The organism is Streptomyces sp. SirexAA-E, from assembly GCF_000177195.2.
Lineage (GTDB): Bacteria > Actinomycetota > Actinomycetes > Streptomycetales > Streptomycetaceae > Streptomyces > Streptomyces flavovirens.
Genome location: NC_015953.1, coordinates 7,231,499 through 7,249,609, shown reverse-complemented (window position 1 = coordinate 7,249,609; position 18,111 = coordinate 7,231,499). Strand labels below are relative to the sequence as shown.

The window sequence follows — 18,111 nt, the reverse complement described above, 5'->3', positions numbered from 1 at the left end:
GTCAGCCCTTCGGGACGAGTCCCTTGTTCTCCAGGTAGGTGCGGGCGACGTCCTCGGGGAGCCTGCGCCAGCTGTCGACCTGCTCGTTCATCCGGGCCAGGTCGGCGGTGGTCAGGACGGTGTTGAGCTTCCCCAGGGCGTCGCGGACGCCGCCGCTGCCCGCGCGCGCCCGGTTGACGACGGGGACGAGGTAGTCGGCGTTCTGGAGGTGTCGGTCGTCGGCCAGCAGCACCAGGCCGAAGTCGTCGAGGGTGGCGTCGGTGGTGGTGGTCAGGACCATCTGGTCCTGACCGTTCTGGACGGCCTGCTTGGCCTGGGTGGTGCCGACGCCCCTGGGGTCGACGGCGGTGATGTCGATGCCGTACACCTTCTTCAACCCGGGTTCGCAGTAGGGCCGTTTCACGCATTCGTCCCCGGCCGCCAGCCGTACCGGCAGACCGGACCTCCCGAGGTCGCTGAGCGTTTCGAGGCGGTGCTTCGCCGCGTATGCCGCCGCGACCGCGAAGGCGTTCTGGTCGACGGCCCGGCCGGGCGGGAGCACGGTGAGGCCCCGGGGTGCGGCGAGGGCGCGCAGGGCCTTCATGGTGGTGCCCAGGTCGGGCGAGCCGACCGGGTCCGCGTCGGCCCCGTCGGCCTTGGTCTTCAGCCAGTCGGCGAACGTGGCCGCGTACTCCGGGACGACGTCGATCTGGCCGCTCTCCAGGGCCGGTTCGTAGATCTCCCGGTTGGTGACGGACAGGATCCGTGTGGAGTAGCCGGCCTGCTCCAGCAGGAGGGCGTACATCTGGGCGAGCAGGTCGCTCTCGGTGAAGCCCGCGGAGCCGATGGTCAGGTGCTTGCTGTCGCCGGGCGGTGCGGTGACGTCGCCCTGGTTCTCCAGGCTGGGCCCGGTGGTGCAGGCGGTGACGAGCAGCAGGAGCAGCGCGGGCAGGGCCCGGACGCCCGGGTGCCGGCTCGTCATGCCGTCTCCCGCCGACGGAAGCGGGCGGGGGCGAGCCGCTGTCCCGCTTCGAACAGTCCCTCGACCAGCAGGGCGAAGACGGCGACGAGGACGGCTCCGGCGACGACCTGCGGGGTCGAGGCCAGGTTGAAGCCGGCCGTGATGATCCGGCCGAGCCCACCGCCGCCGACCAGGGCGGCGAGGGTGGCGGTGGCGACGAGCTGCACGGCGGCGATCCGTACGCCGGTCAGGACGAGGGGCAGGGCCAGCGGCAGCTCGACCCGGCGCAGCATCTGCCATCCCGTCATGCCCATGCCCCGGGCGGCGCGGACGACGTCGGGGTCGACCTCGCGCATCCCGACGTACGCGTTGGTCAGCAGGGGCGGGATCGAGAAGAGGACGAGGGCGATCACGGTCGGCCACTGGCCGGACGATCCGATCGGGGTGAGCAGCAGGAGGACCAGGACGGCGAAGGTGGGGACGGCCCGGCCGATGTTGGAGATGTTGACGGCGAGTGCGCCTCCCTTGCCGAGATGGCCGAGGACGAGCGCCACGGGGAGGGCGAGGGCGCAGCTGATCAGCAGGCATACGACGGTGAGGAAGAGGTGCTGCCCCAGCCGGGTCCAGATCCCGTCGGCGCCGTACCAGTGGGCGGAGGTGGTGAGCCAGGACCAGGTGTCTCCGAGGACGTTCACGGGGTTCTCCTCGTCCAGGGGGTCAGCAGCCGCTGTGCGCCGAGCAGCAGCAGATCCGCGGCGACGGCGATGACCACGCACAGCACGGAGGCGGTGAGCACCTGGGCCTTGAAGTAGGTGTTCATGCCGGAGTAGATGAGGTTGCCCAGCCCGCCGAAGCCGACGATCGCGCCGACGGTGACCAGTGAGACGGCGGAGACGGTGGCGATGCGCAGTCCGGCCATGGCGGCGGGGAGCGCGAGGGGCAGTTCGACGGTGAGCAGGAGGCGGAGGGGTCCGTAGCCCAGACCGCGCGCGGCCTGCCGTGTCTCCTCGGGCACGGAGCGGAGCCCGGCGAGGATGTTGCGGACGAGCAGCGTGAGCGAGTAGAGGACGAGGCCGGCGACGACGAGCGTGGCCGAGAGCCCGTAGACCGGGAGCAGCAGCGAGAACATCGCGAGCGAGGGGATGGTGTAGAGGACGGTCGTCACGCCGAGCACGGGTGCGGCCGCCCAGCGCCGGTGGCGGGCCGCCAGGGCGAGGGGCAGCGCGATGACGAGGCCGATCAGGACGGAGACGGCGGTCAGCTGGAGGTGCTGGACCGTGGCGTCCATCAGGATGCCGCGCCGGCTGGTGAGGTAGTCGCCGCAGATCCACTCGTTGCGCGCGAGGCAGTCGTCGGGGGGTGCGGTCACCCGTCCATTGGAGCCGGGGTGTGGGCCGGTCGCGCGTACTGTTCGCCTGTTCGGGGCCGGTGGGCGGTCCTGGGGCGTGTGGTGGAAGTCCCGCCCGTCCGGGGCGGGGTGCGCGAGGTCAGGGGGTGTCCGGCAGCCGTCCTCCCAGTCGGAGCTCGGCCCCGTCCTCCCGGTCGGTGACGCCTGCCACGAGCCAGGACCGGGCGGGCAGCGGGGTGCCGGCCGCCGTGCGGTAGCTCTCGACCGCGAGCATCCACGGGTCGTCCGGGCGGACGGGCGCGAGCAGTTCGGCCGAGGCCTGTACGCCGTCGGAGAACTCCAGCTCCAGCGCCCGGGGCCGCAGGGCGGGCGCGGCACCGTGCAGCAGCAGCCGGGCCCCCGGGAACAGATGGGTGTGCCCGGTGCGGACCGCCGCCGGCCCTTCGTCGGCGGCTCCGCCGGTTCCCGGGGTGGACGTGCTCATGGCCGACTCCTGCCGTCCTCGGATCCGCCGACGGGCCTCACGTGTCCGGCACGTGAGGCCCGCTTTGCGTGTGCGACCGCCGAAGCAGGCTCGCCAACGGGTCAGCGGCCGGGCTCGGGGCTGAGCACGAAGACGGGGATCTCGCGGTCGGTCTTCTTCTGGTAGTCGGCGTAGTCCGGGAACGCCTCGACGGCGCGGCCCCACCACACGGCCTTCTCCTCGCCGGTGACCTCGCGCGCGACCATGTCCTGCTTCTTGGTGCCGTCACGCAGCTCCACGTGCGGGTCGGCCCGCACGTTGAAGTACCAGACGGGGTGCTTGGGGGCACCTCCGAGGGAGGCCACCACGGCGTACTCCCCGTCGTGCTCGACGCGCATGAGCGGTGACTTGCGGACCTTGCCGCTCCTGGCCCCGCGCGTCGTCAGCAGGATGACGGGCATGTCCCGCATGGTCATGCCCTCGGTACCGCCGGAGCTCTCGATGAGTTCGACCTGTTCACGGACCCACGGGGTCGGGCTCGGCTCGTACTCGCCTTCGATCGGCATGGGTGCCTGTCCTCTCGTCACGGTCCTGCGGTGTGGGTCCATCATGGTCCCGTCTGCCCCGCAGGGCACGGAAGGACACCCGGATAGCGGCCGCAGCGGTGCCCGCGTGGGATTCCGGTGACTGATTCCGGCACTTTTCCGTTGCCCCTTAAGGCGTTACGTCCCCTTATTTCCGGTATATGGGCCCGCCCCGCTCCCAAGCCTCTTCCGCGCAGGGCATACCGTGGGGGCAGCGGAGTAAGCCAAGCCTTACCGCTGCACTCTGTCCGTGCTCGTTCGCCCGAAGGAACAACACGCCATGACACGCCCCGTCCGCGTCGCCATCGTCGGAGCCGGCCCCGCCGGGATCTACGCAGCGGACGCGCTGCTCAAATCCGAGGTCGCACAGGAGCCGGGTGTCTCGATCGACCTGTTCGAGCGCATGCCCGCCCCCTTCGGTCTGATCCGGTACGGCGTCGCCCCGGACCACCCGCGGATCAAGGGGATCGTCAAGGCGCTGCACCAGGTGCTGGACAAGCCGCAGCTGCGACTGTTCGGCAATGTCGACTACCCGCGTGACATCAACCTGGACGACCTGCGGTCCTTCTACGACGCGGTGATCTTCTCCACCGGCGCCGAGGCCGACCGGGCCCTCGACATACCCGGCATCGACCTCGACGGCTCCTACGGCGCGGCGGACTTCGTGTCCTGGTACGACGGCCACCCCGAGGTGCCGCGCACCTGGCCCCTGGAGGCCGAGAAGGTCGCCGTGCTCGGCGTGGGCAACGTGGCCCTGGACGTGGCCCGCATCCTCGCCAAGACGGCGGACGAGCTGCTCCCCACCGAGATCCCGGCGAACGTGTACGACGGCCTCAAGGCGAACAAGGCGCTCGAGGTGCACGTCTTCGGGCGGCGCGGACCGGCCCAGGCCAAGTTCAGCCCGATGGAGCTGCGCGAGCTGGACCACTCGCCGAACATCGAGGTCATCGTCAACCCCGAGGACATCGACTACGACGAGGGCTCGATCGCCACCCGGCGCGAGAACAAGCAGGCCAACATGGTGGCCTCCACGCTGGAGAACTGGGCGATCCGCGACGTGGGCGACCGCCCGCACAAGCTGTTCCTGCACTTCTTCGAGTCCCCCGTCGAGGTCGTCGGTGAGGACGGCCGTGTCACCGCCCTGCGGACCGAGCGCACGGAGCTGGACGGCACGGGCAACGTCAAGGGCACCGGCCGGTTCACCGACTGGGACGTGCAGAGCGTCTACCGCGCGGTGGGCTACTACTCGGACGAGCTGCCCAAGCTCCCCTTCGACGTCTCCTCCGGCACCGTCCCGCACGAGGCGGGCCGCGTCGTCGCCGGCGGCGAGCACATGGCCTCGGTGTACGTCACCGGCTGGATCAAGCGGGGCCCGATCGGCCTCATCGGCCACACCAAGGGCGACGCCAACGAGACGGTGGCCTGCCTGCTGGAGGACCACGCGGCCGGCCGGCTGCCCGCTCCCGCGGAGCCCGGCCCGGACGCGGTCGTCGACTTCCTGGAGCAGCGCGGCGTCCGGTACACCACCCGGGACGGCTGGCACCGTCTGGACGCCCACGAGCAGGCACTCGGTGCCGAGCAGGGGCGCGAGCGGATCAAGGTCGTCGAGCGCGACGGCATGCTGGACGCGTCCGGAGCCTGACCGACCGCACGGTTCCCGCGCCCCCGCACCCCTTCCAGGGGCCGCGGGGGCGCGGTGGCGTCCGGGGCGTCCGCGTGTCGGCGGCCGACCCGTAGACTCGGCGGATGGCGAAGTATTTCGACGTACATCCCGAGAACCCGCAGCGCCGCACCATCAGCAACGTGGCCGACAGCATCCGGTCCGACGCGCTGATCGCGTATCCGACCGACTCCTGCTACGCCCTGGGGACCCGGCTGGGCAGTCGGGACGGCATCGACCGGATCCGGTCCATCCGCGATCTCGACGACCGCCACCACTTCACCCTCATGTGCCAGAACTTCGCACAGCTGGGGCAGTTCGTGCAGATCGACAACGACGTGTTCCGCACCGTGAAGGCGGCGACCCCGGGCAGCTACACCTTCATCCTCCCCGCCACCAAGGAGGTGCCGAAGCAGCTGCTGCACCCGAAGAAGAAGACGGTCGGCGTCCGGATCCCCGATCACACCGTCACGCAGGCGCTGCTGGAGGAGTTGGGTGAGCCGCTGCTCTCCAGCACGCTGCTCCTGCCCGACGAGGAGGAGCCGCTGACTCAGGGCTGGGAGATCAAGGAGCGCCTCGACCACGTCGTCGACATCGTTCTGGACTCCGGTGACTGCGGCACCGAACCGACCACGGTCATCGACTTCTCCAACGGCGACCTGGAGATCGTGCGGCGCGGTGCCGGGGACGTCTCACGGTTCGAGTGACGGCGGGGGTCCCCCGGCGCTCCGTGCGTGCCCTGCCGAGATGCGCGCACCCCCGTCGGCCTGGTTCCGTGGAGGTGCCGGCCCCGACAGCCCAGGGAGTGATCATGAGCGAGTCAGACGACCTGCACGGACGTGCCCGTCAGATGCGTGACAAGGCCAAGGATCTCCAGGAGTCCGCCGAACAGGCCGCCGACCCCGGGGAGCGCAAGCGCCTCCAGGACAAGGCGCGTCGGCTCGAGGCGGAGAGCGAGCAGGTCAGCGGAATGGCCAGCGGAGACATCTACCCGATGGAGTAGCCGGGCACCGGTGCGGTGCGGATCCTGGGCCTGGCGGGCTCCGGATCCGCACCGCACCGTCTCAGCCCAGGCCGGCGATCCGGGCGAGCCGGGTCATGGAATCGACGAGGGCAGCACGGTCGTACGTGCTGGTGGTGACCAGGAGCTCGTCGGCCCCGGTCTCCTCGACGACCCGGTCGAGTGCGGCGGCCACCGTGTCCTCGGTCCCCGCGAGCTGCCCGCGCAGCCCGTCCTCGAAGAGTCTCCTTTCCCTGGCCGTCATCGTCAGCCCTTCGATCTCCTCGGCGGGCGGGAGCGGCGGGAACGTGCCGTGGGTGCGGGCGTACGCCATGGACCATGCCTCGGGGACGAGCAGGCGGCGGGCCGCGTCGGGCGTGCCGGCCACGGCTACGGTGCCCGCCACGATCACATAAGGTCTCTCGGCCCACGCGGAGGGCACGAAGGCGTCCCGGTAGTCCTCGACGGCACCGGTCAGCCGTTCGCGGTCGCGAAGATCACCGATGACCAGGGGAAGCCCCGCGGCCGCCGCGATCGCGGCCCCCTTCCCGGTCGCCAGGACGTACGGCGGGATGTGCAGCCCCTCCGCGGGCCGGGCGTGCACCTGGGGGTGCCCCTGCTGGCTTCCGTCCAGCCAGCCGAGCAGCTCGGCGAGCTGCCCGGCGAAGCCGTCCGCGTCCCGCTTGTCGCGGCCCAGCGCCCTGCGGACACCGTCCGTGAAGCCGACGGATCGCCCCAGCCCCATGTCGATCCGGCCGGGAAACAGGGAGGCGAGCACCCCGAACTGTTCGGCCACGACGAACGGCTGGTGGTTGGGGAGCATCACCCCACCCGTCCCGACCCTGATGGTGGAGGTCGCGGCCGCGACGGCGGCGGCCAGTACGGTCGGTGCCGAGCCGGCCACTCCGGGCACGCTGTGGTGCTCGGACACCCAGAAGCGGTGGTAGCCGAGCTCCTCCGCCGTACGGGCCAGCCGGACGGTGTCCCGCAGCGCCTGCGGGGCGTCGTGTCCCTTTCTGGTCCGGGAGCGGTCGAGGAAGGAGAGGCGGGGCGGTGCGACGAGAGGGCTCACTTCCTTGTCAACGTCCTGGGCCCGTTGGGATTCCCGGCCGAGGCGGCTCAGGTGCCGGGGAGCAGTCTGGTGTCGACGGCGGGTACCCCCTTGGCCCACCAGTGGTCGTAGCGGCGGTAGGCCGCGGGGTCGCGGTCGGCGAGCAGGGCGGCCAGCGAACTCGCCTCGTCGGCCAGTTCGTCCCAGACGCGCTCCGGCAGCGGGTGGAACGCGCTCACCTCGACGCCCGGACCGAGAGGGCGCCACACCCCCGCGACCCGGCCGTCGACCAGCAGGGTGGGCAGTACGTCGCCGTTCACCCGGATCACCTCCCTGCGGTAGGCGGGCGGGACGACACGGCTCCGGTCGGCGTACGCGAGCAGGACGCTGTCCCACATCGCCATCAGCCGCGGCGGCGCCGGGGTGTCGGCGTCCGGGCGGGGTGCGCCGGGTACGTCGTACAGCACGGTGCCGTCGGGGCCGTCCAGCCGCTCCAGGCGGTCGGCGAGCGTCTGCACTGCGGTGCGCAACCGGGCCCGCCGGACCAGCGTGAACTGCGCCATGTCGGCGAGGGTCGCCGGGCCGAAGCCTTCGAGGTACCGGAGGATCAGGGAGGCGAGGCCGGCGGCGGCCGCGTCGTCGGTCCGGCGGACGGGCGGCGTGCCGGGCGCGACGTATCTCTGCCGGGCGCCGAACGACCACGGCCCCCCGACGGGGGCGTGCCACCAGGGCACGTACTGCCGCAGCATGCGCCAGGCCGCCGGTTCGAGCGGCGTCCCCCGGAGTTCGCCGAGCAGGAGGTGCAACTCCTTCGCGTCGAAGGGACGTTCGGCGTGACGCAGCAGGTCCGGGAGGAGCGCCTCGGCGTCTGCCACGGTGAGCCCCGACTCCCTGAAGCGCCGGTCGCCGAGCCGGGAGCCCCGCAGGGTGGGTTCCATGGCCTCGCGGAAGGCCCGGTAGTCGTCGGCGTGGACCATGTGCAGGGTGATCCGCATCAGCGTCGACCTGACCGCGCGCAGGTGGGCCAGGGCCTCGTCGAGGCTCGCGGGATCGAAGCCGGCGACGCGGTTCCACAGCGCGATGTACGGCGAGGCGGGCTGCTGCGCCTGGAGGGCGACCACGCGCCGCACGGCGTCGGCGGCGTCGAGGTGCTCGCGACGCAGCAGCAACTGCCGGGCGAGCGTGGACCGGTTGAGAGTCGATGCGGAGATGACCATGCGGCGATTGTCCGCGGGTCCACCATCGAGTCGCACCTGTGCGCCAAGTGGCCCACCGGGGTGGGTCCGTCGAAGGGGCGGGGCCGCTCCCGTGGTCCGATGGCCGCAGGCGTACGCCGGACGGTCGGTCCCGGGCGGAAAGGAAACAGCCGGTGGACGAGGACGGGGAGGCGGAGTCATCGCCCCAGGTGCCCTACGAGTCGCTGCTGAACCTGCCGCTGAGCTCGGACCTGGACCGCATCGCCGAGCAGATGCACGCCTTGGCCCGCGCCCAACGCAGCCTCCAGGGACTGCTCGAAGCGGTCCTGGGCATCAGCAGCGACCTCGACCTCCCGACGGTGCTGCGGCGGGTCGTACGGACCTCGATGGATCTGGTGGGCGCGCGTTACGGGGCGCTGGGGGTGCTGGACGACAGCGGTGAGTTCCTGTCGGAGTTCATCCCCCTCGGTCTCGACTCGCAGGAACTGAACGACCTGGCGGGCGTGGAACTTCCCCGGGGCCGCGGCCTGCTGGGCCACCTGATCCGCCATCCGGAACCGCTCCGGGTGCCCGACATCGGCCGGCACCCCGAGTCGGCGGGCTTCCCGCCGGGCCATCCCCCGATGCGGACGCTGCTCGGGGTGGCGATCTCGGGACGCGATCGGATCTACGGCAACCTGTACCTGTCGGACCGGCGGGACGGGAAGCCGTTCGACGCACAGGACGAAGGCGTGATCCGCGCGCTCGCCGGGACTGCGGGCGTGGCGATCGAGAACGCGCGGCTGTTCCTCCAGGTGCAGCGGAGCAGCGAGCGGTTCCAGCGACTGCTGCTGCCACGGCTGCTGGACCTCGGGCCGTTCCGGTCGTGCACGGTCTACCGGCCGGCCAGCGCCCCGGGGCATCTGGGCGGCGACTGGTACGACGCGTTCAAGCTGGACGACGGGTCGTGTGTGGCGGTCATCGGGGACGTCATCGGCCATGACCTCGAGGCCGCCGCCGCGATGTCGCAGATCCGCAGCATGCTGCGGGCCCTGTCGTTCGACGGACCGGCCTCGCCGGGCGCCACGCTGGGCCGGCTGGACCGCATCATGCTGGCGACCGGTGGGCACGCCGTCACCACGGCCTGCGTGTGCCGTTTCGAGCCGGTGCACGACGGGTGGCTGATGCGCTGGAGCAACGCGGGCCATCCCCCGCCGCTGGTGCTGCTGCCCGACGGCGACGCGTGCTACCTGGAGGCGGAGCCCGGTGTCCCGCTCGGGGTGGACGCGGACCTCGGGAGGCCGGACCACACCTACGCCCTGGCCCCCGGCAGCACCGTGATCATGTACACCGACGGGGTGGTGGAGCGCCACGACCAGCCGTTGCAGCGCGGGCTGGACTCGCTCGCGGCGACCGCGCGGCAACTCGTCGGCAAACCGCTGGAGCGGTTGTGCGGCGCGCTGGCCGACCACTACCCCGGTGACGGGCACGACGACATGGCCGTACTCGTCCTCCGCGTCCCCGGGGCGGGCGGTGCGGACGGCAGCCGCTCCTGACCGTACGGAAAAGCCCCGGTCCCGCACATGGCGGACCGGGGCTTTTCTCGCGTATATTGGATGTTTCTGTGTGCCCACAGAAAAGGCCCCGCACCGGGGGCCTACAAGAAACACCATATCCGGCAGGGAGCCGTTTTGTCAACTCGGGAAAGCACCGAATTGCAGCAGGAGCAGGAATTCATCGGCCGGCTCTACGACCGGGTCGACGTGCTGCGCGGGGTCGCCGCCCAAGGCGTGGAGAAGGCGCTGACCCCGGTGGGGAACGGTTTGCAGGCCCGGCTCGAGCGCGATGTGCTCGTCGCCGAACGTTCGGGGCTGCTGGCCGCCCTGAATGCCGTGGACGGCTCGCTGTGTTTCGGCCGCATCGATCTGAGTGACGGCACCGCGCACCATATCGGCCGTGTCGGAATTCGCGAGGACGACACCGACCGCACACCGTTGCTGATCGACTGGCGGGCGCCGGTCGCGCGTCCTTTCTATCTCGCCACCGGGCACACGCCCATGGGGCTGCGGCGGCGCAGGCACATCACCACCGAGGGCCGCACGGTGACGGAGCTGCACGACGAGGTCCTCGACCTCTCGGACGCCGGACGCAGCGGTTTCGAGGACCCGAGCGGCGACGCCGTGCTGCTCGCCGCGCTGAACTCCGCCCGCACCGGCCGCATGGGCGACATCGTGCGGACCATCCAGGCGGAGCAGGACCGCATCATCCGTGCCCCGCACCGGGGTGTTCTCGTCGTCGAGGGGGGTCCCGGGACGGGCAAGACGGCTGTCGCGCTGCACCGGGCGGCCTTCCTGCTGTACGAACACCGCGAGCTGCTCGCGAAGCGGGCGGTCCTGATCGTGGGGCCCAACCCGGCCTTCCTGCGGTACATCGGCGAGGTGCTGCCCGCGCTCGGTGAGACCGGCGTCATGCTGGCCACCCAGGCCGAGCTCTTCCCCGGCGTCCACGCGCGCGGCACCGACACGCCCCGCGCCGCGGCCGTCAAGGGCGCCGAGCTCATGGCCGAGGCCTTGGCCCTGGCCGTGCGCGACCGGCAGCAGCTGCCCGAGCCCGGCGCCCCGCTCGTCATCCCGCACGACGACGGCGACCTGATCCTGGACTGGGAGATCGCCTACGAGGCCCGGGACGCCGCCCGGGAGACCCGGCTGCCGCACAACCTCGCCCGACCGGTCTTCGCCTTCCGGATCATCGACGCGCTCACCGCACAGCTCACCGAGCGGATCGGCGCGGACCCCTACGGGGGCCCCAACTTCCTCGGTCCCGACGACATCGCGCAGCTCGGCAAGGGTGTCGCCGCGAGCGGGGAGGTGCACGCGGCGATCGGTGAGCTGTGGCCCGTGCTGACCCCCGAGGGGTTCCTCGCCGACTACCTGGCCGAGCCCGTGTACCTGCCGGACGAGGACGCCGAGGCGATCCGGCGGGCGCCCGGCGACGGGGAATGGACCCCCGCCGACGTGCCGTTGCTGGACGAGGCGGCCGAGCTGCTCGGCGCGGACGACAGTGCGGAGCGGGCCGCCGCCGAGGCCGAGCGCCAGGAACGGATCGCGTACGCGCAGGGTGTGCTGGAGCTGTCGCGGGGCTCGGAGACCTACGAGTTCGAGGACGAGGAGTCCGAGGTGCTGGCCGCGCACGACATCGTCGACGCCGAGCGGATGGCGGAGCGGCACGAGGAGGCCGACCACCGCAGTGCGGCCGAGCGGGCCGCCGCCGACCGGACGTGGGCGTTCGGCCACATCATCGTCGACGAGGCGCAGGAGCTCTCGCCGATGGCCTGGCGGCTGCTGATGCGCCGTTCGCCGACCCGCTCGCTGACCCTGGTCGGTGACCCGGCGCAGACCTCCGAGGAGGCGGGTGTCGGCTCGTGGGACCGCATCCTGGAGCCGTACGTCGGCGACCGCTTCGAGCATGTGCGGCTCGGGGTCAACTACCGTACGCCCGCCGAGATCATGGAGCTGGCCGCCAGGGTCGTGCGGGCCGAGGACCCCTCGTTCGAGCCGCCCGGCTCGGTGCGTTCCACCGGTGAGACGCCCTGGACGCGGGAGTCCGGTGCGGACCTGGCGGGCGCGGTGGCCCGGGCCGTCGGCGAACTGACCCCCGAGGAGGGGCGGTTGGCGGTGATCGCGCCGCGTGCGCTGCACGAGGAGATCGCCGCTCCGCTCGACGGTGTCACGGCCGGCGCCGAGCCCGACCTCACCCACCCGGTGGTGCTGCTCGACCCGCGCCAGGCCAAGGGGCTGGAATTCGACCACGTGCTGGTCGTGGAGCCCGGCAGGTACGGCACCAGTGACCTCTACGTGGCGCTCACGCGCGCCACCCAGCGTCTGGGCATCGTCCACCGGGAGCCGCTGCCCGCGTCGTTGCGCTGAGGTCACCGGCCCGCCCGGTGCGACGCGCACCGGGCGGACGTACGCCCGCCGGTCAGGCCGCGGCGGCAGGCGCGTCAGGAGAGCGCGCCGGTCACGACGGACGCCGCTTCCGCGAGCAGCCGGTTGTCGTGGGTGTCGTCCTCGCGGTCACGGCTCGTCATGACCGCCACGACGACGGGTGCGCGGTCCGGGGGCCACAGGACGGCGATGTCGTTGCGGACGCCGTACCCGATCCCGGTGCCGGTCTTGTCGCCGACGGTCCAGCCCTTCGGTACCCCGGCCCTGATGACCTCGTCCCCGGTGGTGTTTGTCCGGAGCCAGTGCGTGAGCCGGGCCCGTTCGGCGTCGCCGAGGACGTCACCGAGCACGAACGCGCGCAGGTTCTCGGCGAAGGCCCGGGGAGTGGAGGTGTCCCGGGTGGAGTCCGGGTCCCAGCGGCTCAGATCGGGTTCCAGGCGTTCCATGCGGGTGACGTCGTCGCCCAGTCGCTTCAGCAGGGCGTTCAACGCCTCGGGGCCGCCGAGCTGTCCGAGGAGAAGGTTGGCGGCGGTGTTGTCGCTGTAGCGCACGGCGGCGTCGCACAGGGCGTCCAGGGTCATCCCGGTGTCGACGTGCTTCTCGGCGACGGGTGAGTCGGGGACGACGTCGTCCCCGGAGTAGGTGATCAGCCGGTCCGTCCCGCCCACCGTGTACGTGCGCAGCACGGCTCCCGCGAGCAGCGCCTTGAAGGTGGACACGTAGGCGAACCGCTCGTCGGCGCGGTGCGTCACCTCACGGCCGGTGCCGGTGTCGAGGGCGTACACCCCCAACCGCGCGTCGTACTTGTCCTCCAGCTCCTCGAACGCGCCGGCGGTGTCCGGCACGGCCGGCTCCGCGCCCGGTAACGCCGTGCCCGGTGAGGCACTCACCGGCGGCGCCTCGGCACCTCCCCGGCCGCAGGCCGTGAGCGGGGCGAGGGCGAGGGCGGCGAGTACGCCGGCCACGGCGCGTCGGGCTCGGACGGGGTACATGGTCCAACCTCCTGGGCGCCCCTTCGGACAGGGCGCGTCGGCGCGGGTGCGAGCGGCACGGTCCCGTCCCGGTCCGCGGCCACGCTTCCGGTGTCCGACATGCCGTCAGAATCTGTGCCGCCTCTTCGACACGCACTGTTTCATGTCGTGGCGGCTCGGACGGCCGGGCGCCACACCCTCTGCCCACCAGGGCCGAGAGGCCCGCGCGGGTCCGGGTCGGGGATCATCGGGGCATGATCAGCGAGTTCCTGTCCGTCGCCATGCTGGCCCTGGTGCTGTTCGGTGCGGTGGTGCGCCCCTTCCGCCTGCCCGAGGCGGCGTTCGCCGTTCCGGCCGCCGGAGTGGTGGTCCTGTGCGGTGCCGTCCCGTGGGACCACGTGCGGGAGGAGGCCGGGCGGCTCGGCCCCGTGATCGGGTTCCTCGCGGCCGTCCTCGTCCTGGCCAGGCTCTGCGCGGACGAGGGGCTCTTCCACGCGTGCGGCGGCTGGATGGCCCGCTGGGCCGGTGCGAGCCCCCCACGGCTGCTGGGTGCGGTCTTCGTGCTCGCCTCGGCGGTCACCGCGGTCCTGAGTCTGGACGCCACCGTGGTCCTGCTGACCCCGGTGGTCTTCGCCACGGCCGCCCGGATGGGGGTGCGGCCCAAGCCGCACGTCTACGCCGGCGCCCACCTGTCCAACACGGCTTCGCTGCTGCTGCCCGTCTCGAACCTGACGAACCTGCTCGCGTTCGCCGCGACCGGCCTGTCCTTCACCCGGTTCGCCGTGCTGATGCTGCTGCCCTGGCTGGTGGCGATCGCCGTCGAGTACGCGGTGTTCCGCCGCTTCTTCGCCGCCGACCTGAGCGCGCCGCCTGCCGGGAGCGCACCGGAACGGCGACCGGAGACACCACTGTTCGCCGTGGTGACGGTCGCCGCCACCCTCGTCGGGTTCCCCGTGGCCTCCGTCTTCGACGTGGACCCGGCCTGGGTCGCCACCGCGGGGGCCCTCGTCATGGCCGTACGGGCGCTCTCCCGTCGCCGCACCACCGTGCCCGACATCGTGCGGGCCGCGTCGGTGCCGTTCCTGGCCTTCGTCCTCGCCCTGGGCGTCGTCGTCCGGGCCGTCGTGGACAACGGGCTCGGCGAGGCCCTCGGTCATGTGCTGCCGGACGGGACGTCGCTGCCCGCGCTGCTCGCCACGGCCGGTGTGGCCGCGCTGCTCGCCAATCTCATCAACAATCTGCCGGCCGTACTGGCGCTCGTGCCGCTGGCCTCCGCCTCGGGCCCTGGCTCGGTCCTCGCGGTGCTCGTCGGCGTGAACATCGGCCCCAACCTGACGTACGCCGGTTCGCTGGCCACCCTGTTGTGGCGCCGCATCGCGCACCAGCACGACCACGACATCGGGCTGCGGGAGTTCAGCCGCCTCGGCCTGCTCACCACCCCCGCCGCCCTCGTCCTGGCCACCGCGGCCCTGTGGGCGTCGCTCCGGCTCGTGGGTGCCTGAGGCTCCGGACGTCCGGCCGGCACGGATGGCCGGGCTTGCGTCGCCGGTCACCGGGTACCCGGCAGCGCAAGCACTCCCGTAACCGAATGGAAGCAAGGTGGTTCGCCATGTCCTCCTCCCTCGTCGAGACCGTCGACATCAAGGCTCCCGTCGCCGTCACCTGGGCCCTGTGGAGCGACGTGACGCAGTGGCCGAAGTTCCTGAGCCATGTGCGGCGGGTCGACCCGATGGACGAGCGCCGCTTCTCCTGGCAGCTCGCCCTGCCGGGCGCGGACAAGGCCTTCGTCGCGGAGCTCACCGAGGTCGTTCCGCAGGACCGGATCGCCTGGAAGACGATCGAGGGCGTGCACCACGCCGGTGTCGTGACGTTCCACCGGCTGGACGACACCTCCAGCCGGGTCGCCCTCCAGATCGAGTACGACCCGAAGGGGTTCGTGGAGCGCCTGGGCGCTCTGACCAACCTCGATTCGGTGCTGGCCTCCTACGACCTGGGCGAGTTCCAGAAGCTGGCCGAGTCGACGGCCGCGGGTGACGGCCCCCGGGGGCTCTGACCACCGCACTCGCCGGGTCCCGCAGAACGCCGACGGCCCGTGCACACCGTGGAGGTGTGCACGGGCCGTCGGCGTGCGGACGGGCCGTCAGCGGTGTGACGGCGTCGAGGAGTTCCGCGGGTGCGGATGCGGGTCCGGGTCCTCCACGGCTCCGTGTCGGCGCCGGGCACCGTCCCCCGGCGCGCCGCGCCGGGCCCGGCGCGCGGTGCGCACGGGCGCCTGCGTCCACTCCGCGAACCACCAGACACCGGCCACCACGCAGGCCCACAGCAACCCGGCCGGCACGGCCCTCGGCCACGGCGCCTGTTCCGCCCGGTGCTCCACCGAGGCCAGCACCACCCAGCCGATGAGCAGAACGGTCACCACTCGTACACGCCTATGCCTGAACATGCACGTCCGCTACCCGGTCGGGAAACGATCACGCGATATACCCCGGAGATTCCCCGGGAGGGTTGACGTACAGGGGATGATCAGGCTTCCCTACTACGATGTTCGATCTTCGCTTCGTCGAGCCCGACGGTGGCAGCGCCCTCGAGGACTGGCTGCACGTACACAACTCCGTCATCCCCACACACCTCCTCTCGCTCGACGACGCACGGGACCGCGCCCGGCGCCACAGGCTGGAGGTCGCCTACCTCGGTGACGTCCTGGTGGGGTGCGGCACCGTCCGTCCGCCCGCCGACGGCACGCGAACGGCGACCGTGATCGCCCGTGTGCTCGCCGGCCACCGTGGACAGGGGTACGGCGAGGCGCTGTACGCTCGCGGGCTCGCCCGGGCACGCGAGATGGGCGCCGAGGTGATCGAGACCGTCGCCCTCGCCGCCAACGAGGCGGGACTCCGGTTCGCACACCGGCACGGGTTCGTGGAGACCGAGCGCTATCGGCTGCCCGGGGAGACCGTCGAGTGGGTCGACCTGCGGCTGGCCTGAGAGCGGTGGCCCCGGGCCCGTGGGCGCGGGGCCCGCGGCGGCGTCTCCCCCCGTGGACGGGGGTTGTCGGCGAAGGGCGTGACCGGGTGGGATGACCCTATGGAGAAAGCGCTTTCCCATCGTTTCGGCGAGCCCCTGCCACCCTTCGACCACCTGGATCACCGCTATCGCGGCGAGAACCCGGTCCGCACACTCGGTCATCTCTTCCGCCCCGACCGTGGCCGTCTGGCGCTGGCGGTCTGCATCTTCGTCGTGAAGCACAGCCCCATCTGGCTGCTGCCCCTGATCACCGCCACGGTCCTGGACGTGGTCGTCCAGCACGGTCCCGAGTCGGGGATCTGGAAGGCCACCGGCGTCCTGCTGTTCATCCTCGTGATCAACTACCCGCTCCACCAGTGGTACGTGCGGTTCCTGGGCGGCAGCATCCGGCGCATGGGCACGACCCTGCGCTCGGCGCTGTGCCGCCGCATGCAGCAGTTGTCCATCGGCTACCACGCACGGGTCAGTTCGAGCGTGCTTCAGGCCAAGGTGGTCCGCGACGTCGAGGCCGTGGAGCAGATGGTGCAGCAGAGCTCCGACATGGGTCTGGGCGCGGTCGTCACGCTGGTCGGCGGGCTCGTGGTCATCGGTGTGCGCGTACCGGAGTTCCTGCCGGTCTTCCTCGTGGTGGTGCCGGCGGCCGGCTTCCTGGTGATGAAGCTGCGCGGGCGGCTGCGCAGCCACAACGAGTCCTTCCGCCGCGAGGTCGAGCAGCTCTCCTCCCGGGTCGGCGAGATGACCACCCTGATCCCGATCACCCGCGCCCACGGCCTGGAGTGGACCGCGCTGGTCCGGGTCGACGGCTCACTGCGCCAGGTGTTCGCGGCCGGGCTGCGCCTGGACATGATCAACGGTCGCTTCGGGTCTCTGGCCTGGGTCATCCTCAACACGCTCGGGGTGCTGTGTCTGACCGGGTCGGCGCTGGTGGCGTACCACGGCTGGATGGCCATCACCCCCGGTGACGTGGTGATGCTGAGCTCCTTCTTCACCGTGCTGACGGGGTCCGTGACGACCCTGCTCGGACTGGCACCCGTCCTCACCAAGGGCCTCGAATCGGTGCGTTCGGCGGGCGAGGTGCTCCAGGCGCCCGATCTGGAGAACAACGCCGGCAAGACCCAGGTGGAGCACGTCGTGGGCCGCATCGACTTCGAGGACGTCCGGTTCGACTACGAGGACGGGGAGCCGGCGGTCGAGGGGTTCACCCTCTCGGCGCGGCCGGGCGAGACCATCGCGCTGGTCGGGGCCTCGGGCGCGGGCAAGTCGACGGTGCTCAATCTGCTGATCGGTTTCATCCGGCCCACTTCGGGCCGGATCCTGCTCGACGGCACCGACATGGCGGGGCTCGACCTGCGCACCTACCGGCGCTTCCTGTCGGTGGTCCCGCAGGAGTCGATCCTGTTCGAGGGCAGCATCCGCGACAACGTCACGTACGGCATGGGGGACACCGACGAGGAGACGCTGATGCGGGCCCTGCGGGACGCGAACGCGCTGGGGTTCGTGAACGGACTGCCGCACGGTCTCGACACGGTCGTCGGGGAGCGGGGCGCGCAGCTGTCGGGCGGCCAGAGGCAGCGGCTGGCCATCGCCCGGGCGCTGATCCGCGACCCCCGGGTGCTGGTGCTCGACGAGGCGACCTCCGCGCTCGACAACCGTTCCGAGGCGCTCGTCCAGGAGGCCCTGAGCCGGCTCGTCCACGGCCGGACCGTCTTCGTCGTGGCGCACCGGCTGTCCACGATCCAGGGGGCCGACCGCATCGTGGCGATGGAGGACGGCCGGATCGCCGAGGTGGGGACCCACGCGGAACTCCTCCGGACGGGCGGTGTGTACGCGGGGTTGCAGCCCACGCCTCCGGCGTGACCTCGGGGAGCGGCGGGCGCATACGTGCGCCGGGCGGGAGCACCGCGCCCGCTCCTCCCCGGTCGTGCCGCCCTGCCCTGGCACCGGGCGCCCTGTC

Annotated in this window: 18 protein-coding genes; 9 read left to right on the top strand and 9 right to left on the bottom strand. The window is 71.9% G+C overall.

Annotated features, from left to right (window positions below; all coding sequences use genetic code 11):
* Position 1: 1 nt before the first annotated feature.
* The 5 genes from SACTE_RS31670 to SACTE_RS31650 form a co-directional block, all read right to left on the bottom strand.
* On the bottom strand, positions 2-961 hold the full coding sequence (locus tag SACTE_RS31670) for an ABC transporter substrate-binding protein (RefSeq protein WP_014050105.1): 960 nt from the start codon (positions 959-961) through the stop codon (positions 2-4).
* The gene (locus tag SACTE_RS31665; RefSeq protein ID WP_014050104.1) at positions 958-1,635 is read right to left on the bottom strand and encodes an ABC transporter permease; all 678 of its coding nucleotides are present in this window, start codon (positions 1,633-1,635) and stop codon (positions 958-960) included. Before SACTE_RS31665 ends, SACTE_RS31670 begins: the two co-directional genes overlap by 4 nt.
* The gene (locus SACTE_RS31660; RefSeq protein ID WP_014050103.1) at positions 1,632-2,309 is read right to left on the bottom strand and encodes an ABC transporter permease; all 678 of its coding nucleotides are present in this window, start codon (positions 2,307-2,309) and stop codon (positions 1,632-1,634) included. The genes SACTE_RS31665 and SACTE_RS31660 overlap by 4 nt, the downstream gene beginning before the upstream one ends.
* A 118-nt stretch (positions 2,310-2,427) precedes the next feature.
* On the bottom strand, positions 2,428-2,772 hold the full coding sequence (locus SACTE_RS31655) for a hypothetical protein (RefSeq protein WP_014050102.1): 345 nt from the start codon (positions 2,770-2,772) through the stop codon (positions 2,428-2,430).
* Between the two features lie 101 nt (positions 2,773-2,873).
* Complete coding sequence (locus tag SACTE_RS31650; RefSeq protein ID WP_014050101.1) at positions 2,874-3,317, bottom strand: nitroreductase family deazaflavin-dependent oxidoreductase; 444 nt, start codon at positions 3,315-3,317, stop codon at positions 2,874-2,876.
* 298 nt (positions 3,318-3,615) lie between these two features.
* Here SACTE_RS31650 and SACTE_RS31645 point away from each other — a divergent pair, with 298 nt between their 5' ends.
* The 3 genes from SACTE_RS31645 to SACTE_RS31635 all read left to right on the top strand — a co-directional run bounded on the left by SACTE_RS31645 (position 3,616) and on the right by SACTE_RS31635 (position 5,998).
* Positions 3,616-4,977: an FAD-dependent oxidoreductase gene (locus SACTE_RS31645; protein WP_014050100.1), complete on the top strand. Its 1,362-nt coding sequence runs from the start codon at positions 3,616-3,618 to the stop codon at positions 4,975-4,977.
* A gap of 104 nt (positions 4,978-5,081) precedes the next feature.
* Positions 5,082-5,702: an L-threonylcarbamoyladenylate synthase gene (locus SACTE_RS31640; RefSeq protein WP_014050099.1), complete on the top strand. Its 621-nt coding sequence runs from the start codon at positions 5,082-5,084 to the stop codon at positions 5,700-5,702.
* 104 nt (positions 5,703-5,806) lie between these two features.
* The gene (locus tag SACTE_RS31635; protein WP_014050098.1) at positions 5,807-5,998 is read left to right on the top strand and encodes a DUF6381 family protein; all 192 of its coding nucleotides are present in this window, start codon (positions 5,807-5,809) and stop codon (positions 5,996-5,998) included.
* Positions 5,999-6,059: 61 nt separating this feature from the next.
* Here the strand turns inward: SACTE_RS31635 and SACTE_RS31630 are convergent, their stop codons facing one another.
* Positions 6,060-7,067: an MsnO8 family LLM class oxidoreductase gene (locus SACTE_RS31630; protein WP_014050097.1), complete on the bottom strand. Its 1,008-nt coding sequence runs from the start codon at positions 7,065-7,067 to the stop codon at positions 6,060-6,062.
* 47 nt (positions 7,068-7,114) lie between these two features.
* Positions 7,115-8,263 carry a winged helix DNA-binding domain-containing protein gene (locus tag SACTE_RS31625; RefSeq protein ID WP_014050096.1) on the bottom strand — a complete coding sequence of 383 codons (1,149 nt, stop codon included), beginning with the start codon at positions 8,261-8,263 and terminating at the stop codon, positions 7,115-7,117.
* A gap of 152 nt (positions 8,264-8,415) precedes the next feature.
* Here SACTE_RS31625 and SACTE_RS31620 point away from each other — a divergent pair, with 152 nt between their 5' ends.
* Both SACTE_RS31620 and SACTE_RS31615 read left to right on the top strand, forming a co-directional pair.
* Complete coding sequence (locus SACTE_RS31620) at positions 8,416-9,777, top strand: GAF domain-containing SpoIIE family protein phosphatase (RefSeq protein WP_014050095.1); 1,362 nt, start codon at positions 8,416-8,418, stop codon at positions 9,775-9,777.
* Positions 9,778-9,936: 159 nt separating this feature from the next.
* Positions 9,937-12,147, top strand: coding sequence for an AAA family ATPase (locus SACTE_RS31615; protein WP_019993734.1), 2,211 nt, complete (start codon positions 9,937-9,939; stop codon positions 12,145-12,147).
* A 74-nt stretch (positions 12,148-12,221) separates the two neighbouring features.
* On the opposite strand, the gene bla is transcribed toward SACTE_RS31615, so the two are convergent.
* Positions 12,222-13,157, bottom strand: coding sequence for a class A beta-lactamase (gene bla / locus SACTE_RS31610; RefSeq protein ID WP_014050093.1), 936 nt, complete (start codon positions 13,155-13,157; stop codon positions 12,222-12,224).
* 233 nt (positions 13,158-13,390) lie between these two features.
* Between bla and SACTE_RS31605 the strand changes: the two genes are divergently transcribed.
* Both SACTE_RS31605 and SACTE_RS31600 read left to right on the top strand, forming a co-directional pair.
* Positions 13,391-14,638, top strand: a complete 1,248-nt coding sequence (locus SACTE_RS31605) for an arsenic transporter (protein WP_014050092.1) — start codon at positions 13,391-13,393, stop codon at positions 14,636-14,638.
* Positions 14,639-14,745: 107 nt separating this feature from the next.
* Positions 14,746-15,189: an SRPBCC family protein gene (locus SACTE_RS31600; protein WP_014050091.1), complete on the top strand. Its 444-nt coding sequence runs from the start codon at positions 14,746-14,748 to the stop codon at positions 15,187-15,189.
* Positions 15,190-15,276: 87 nt separating this feature from the next.
* Here SACTE_RS31600 and SACTE_RS34710 read toward each other — a convergent pair whose 3' ends face one another.
* Positions 15,277-15,552 carry a hypothetical protein gene (locus SACTE_RS34710; protein ID WP_176724348.1) on the bottom strand — a complete coding sequence of 92 codons (276 nt, stop codon included), beginning with the start codon at positions 15,550-15,552 and terminating at the stop codon, positions 15,277-15,279.
* A 125-nt stretch (positions 15,553-15,677) separates the two neighbouring features.
* On the opposite strand from SACTE_RS34710, the gene SACTE_RS31590 reads away from it, so the two are divergent.
* On the top strand, positions 15,678-16,118 hold the full coding sequence (locus SACTE_RS31590; protein ID WP_014050089.1) for a GNAT family N-acetyltransferase: 441 nt from the start codon (positions 15,678-15,680) through the stop codon (positions 16,116-16,118).
* A 99-nt stretch (positions 16,119-16,217) separates the two neighbouring features.
* Positions 16,218-18,014 carry an ABC transporter ATP-binding protein gene (locus tag SACTE_RS31585; protein WP_014050088.1) on the top strand — a complete coding sequence of 599 codons (1,797 nt, stop codon included), beginning with the start codon at positions 16,218-16,220 and terminating at the stop codon, positions 18,012-18,014.
* The last annotated feature ends 97 nt before the right edge of the window (positions 18,015-18,111 follow it).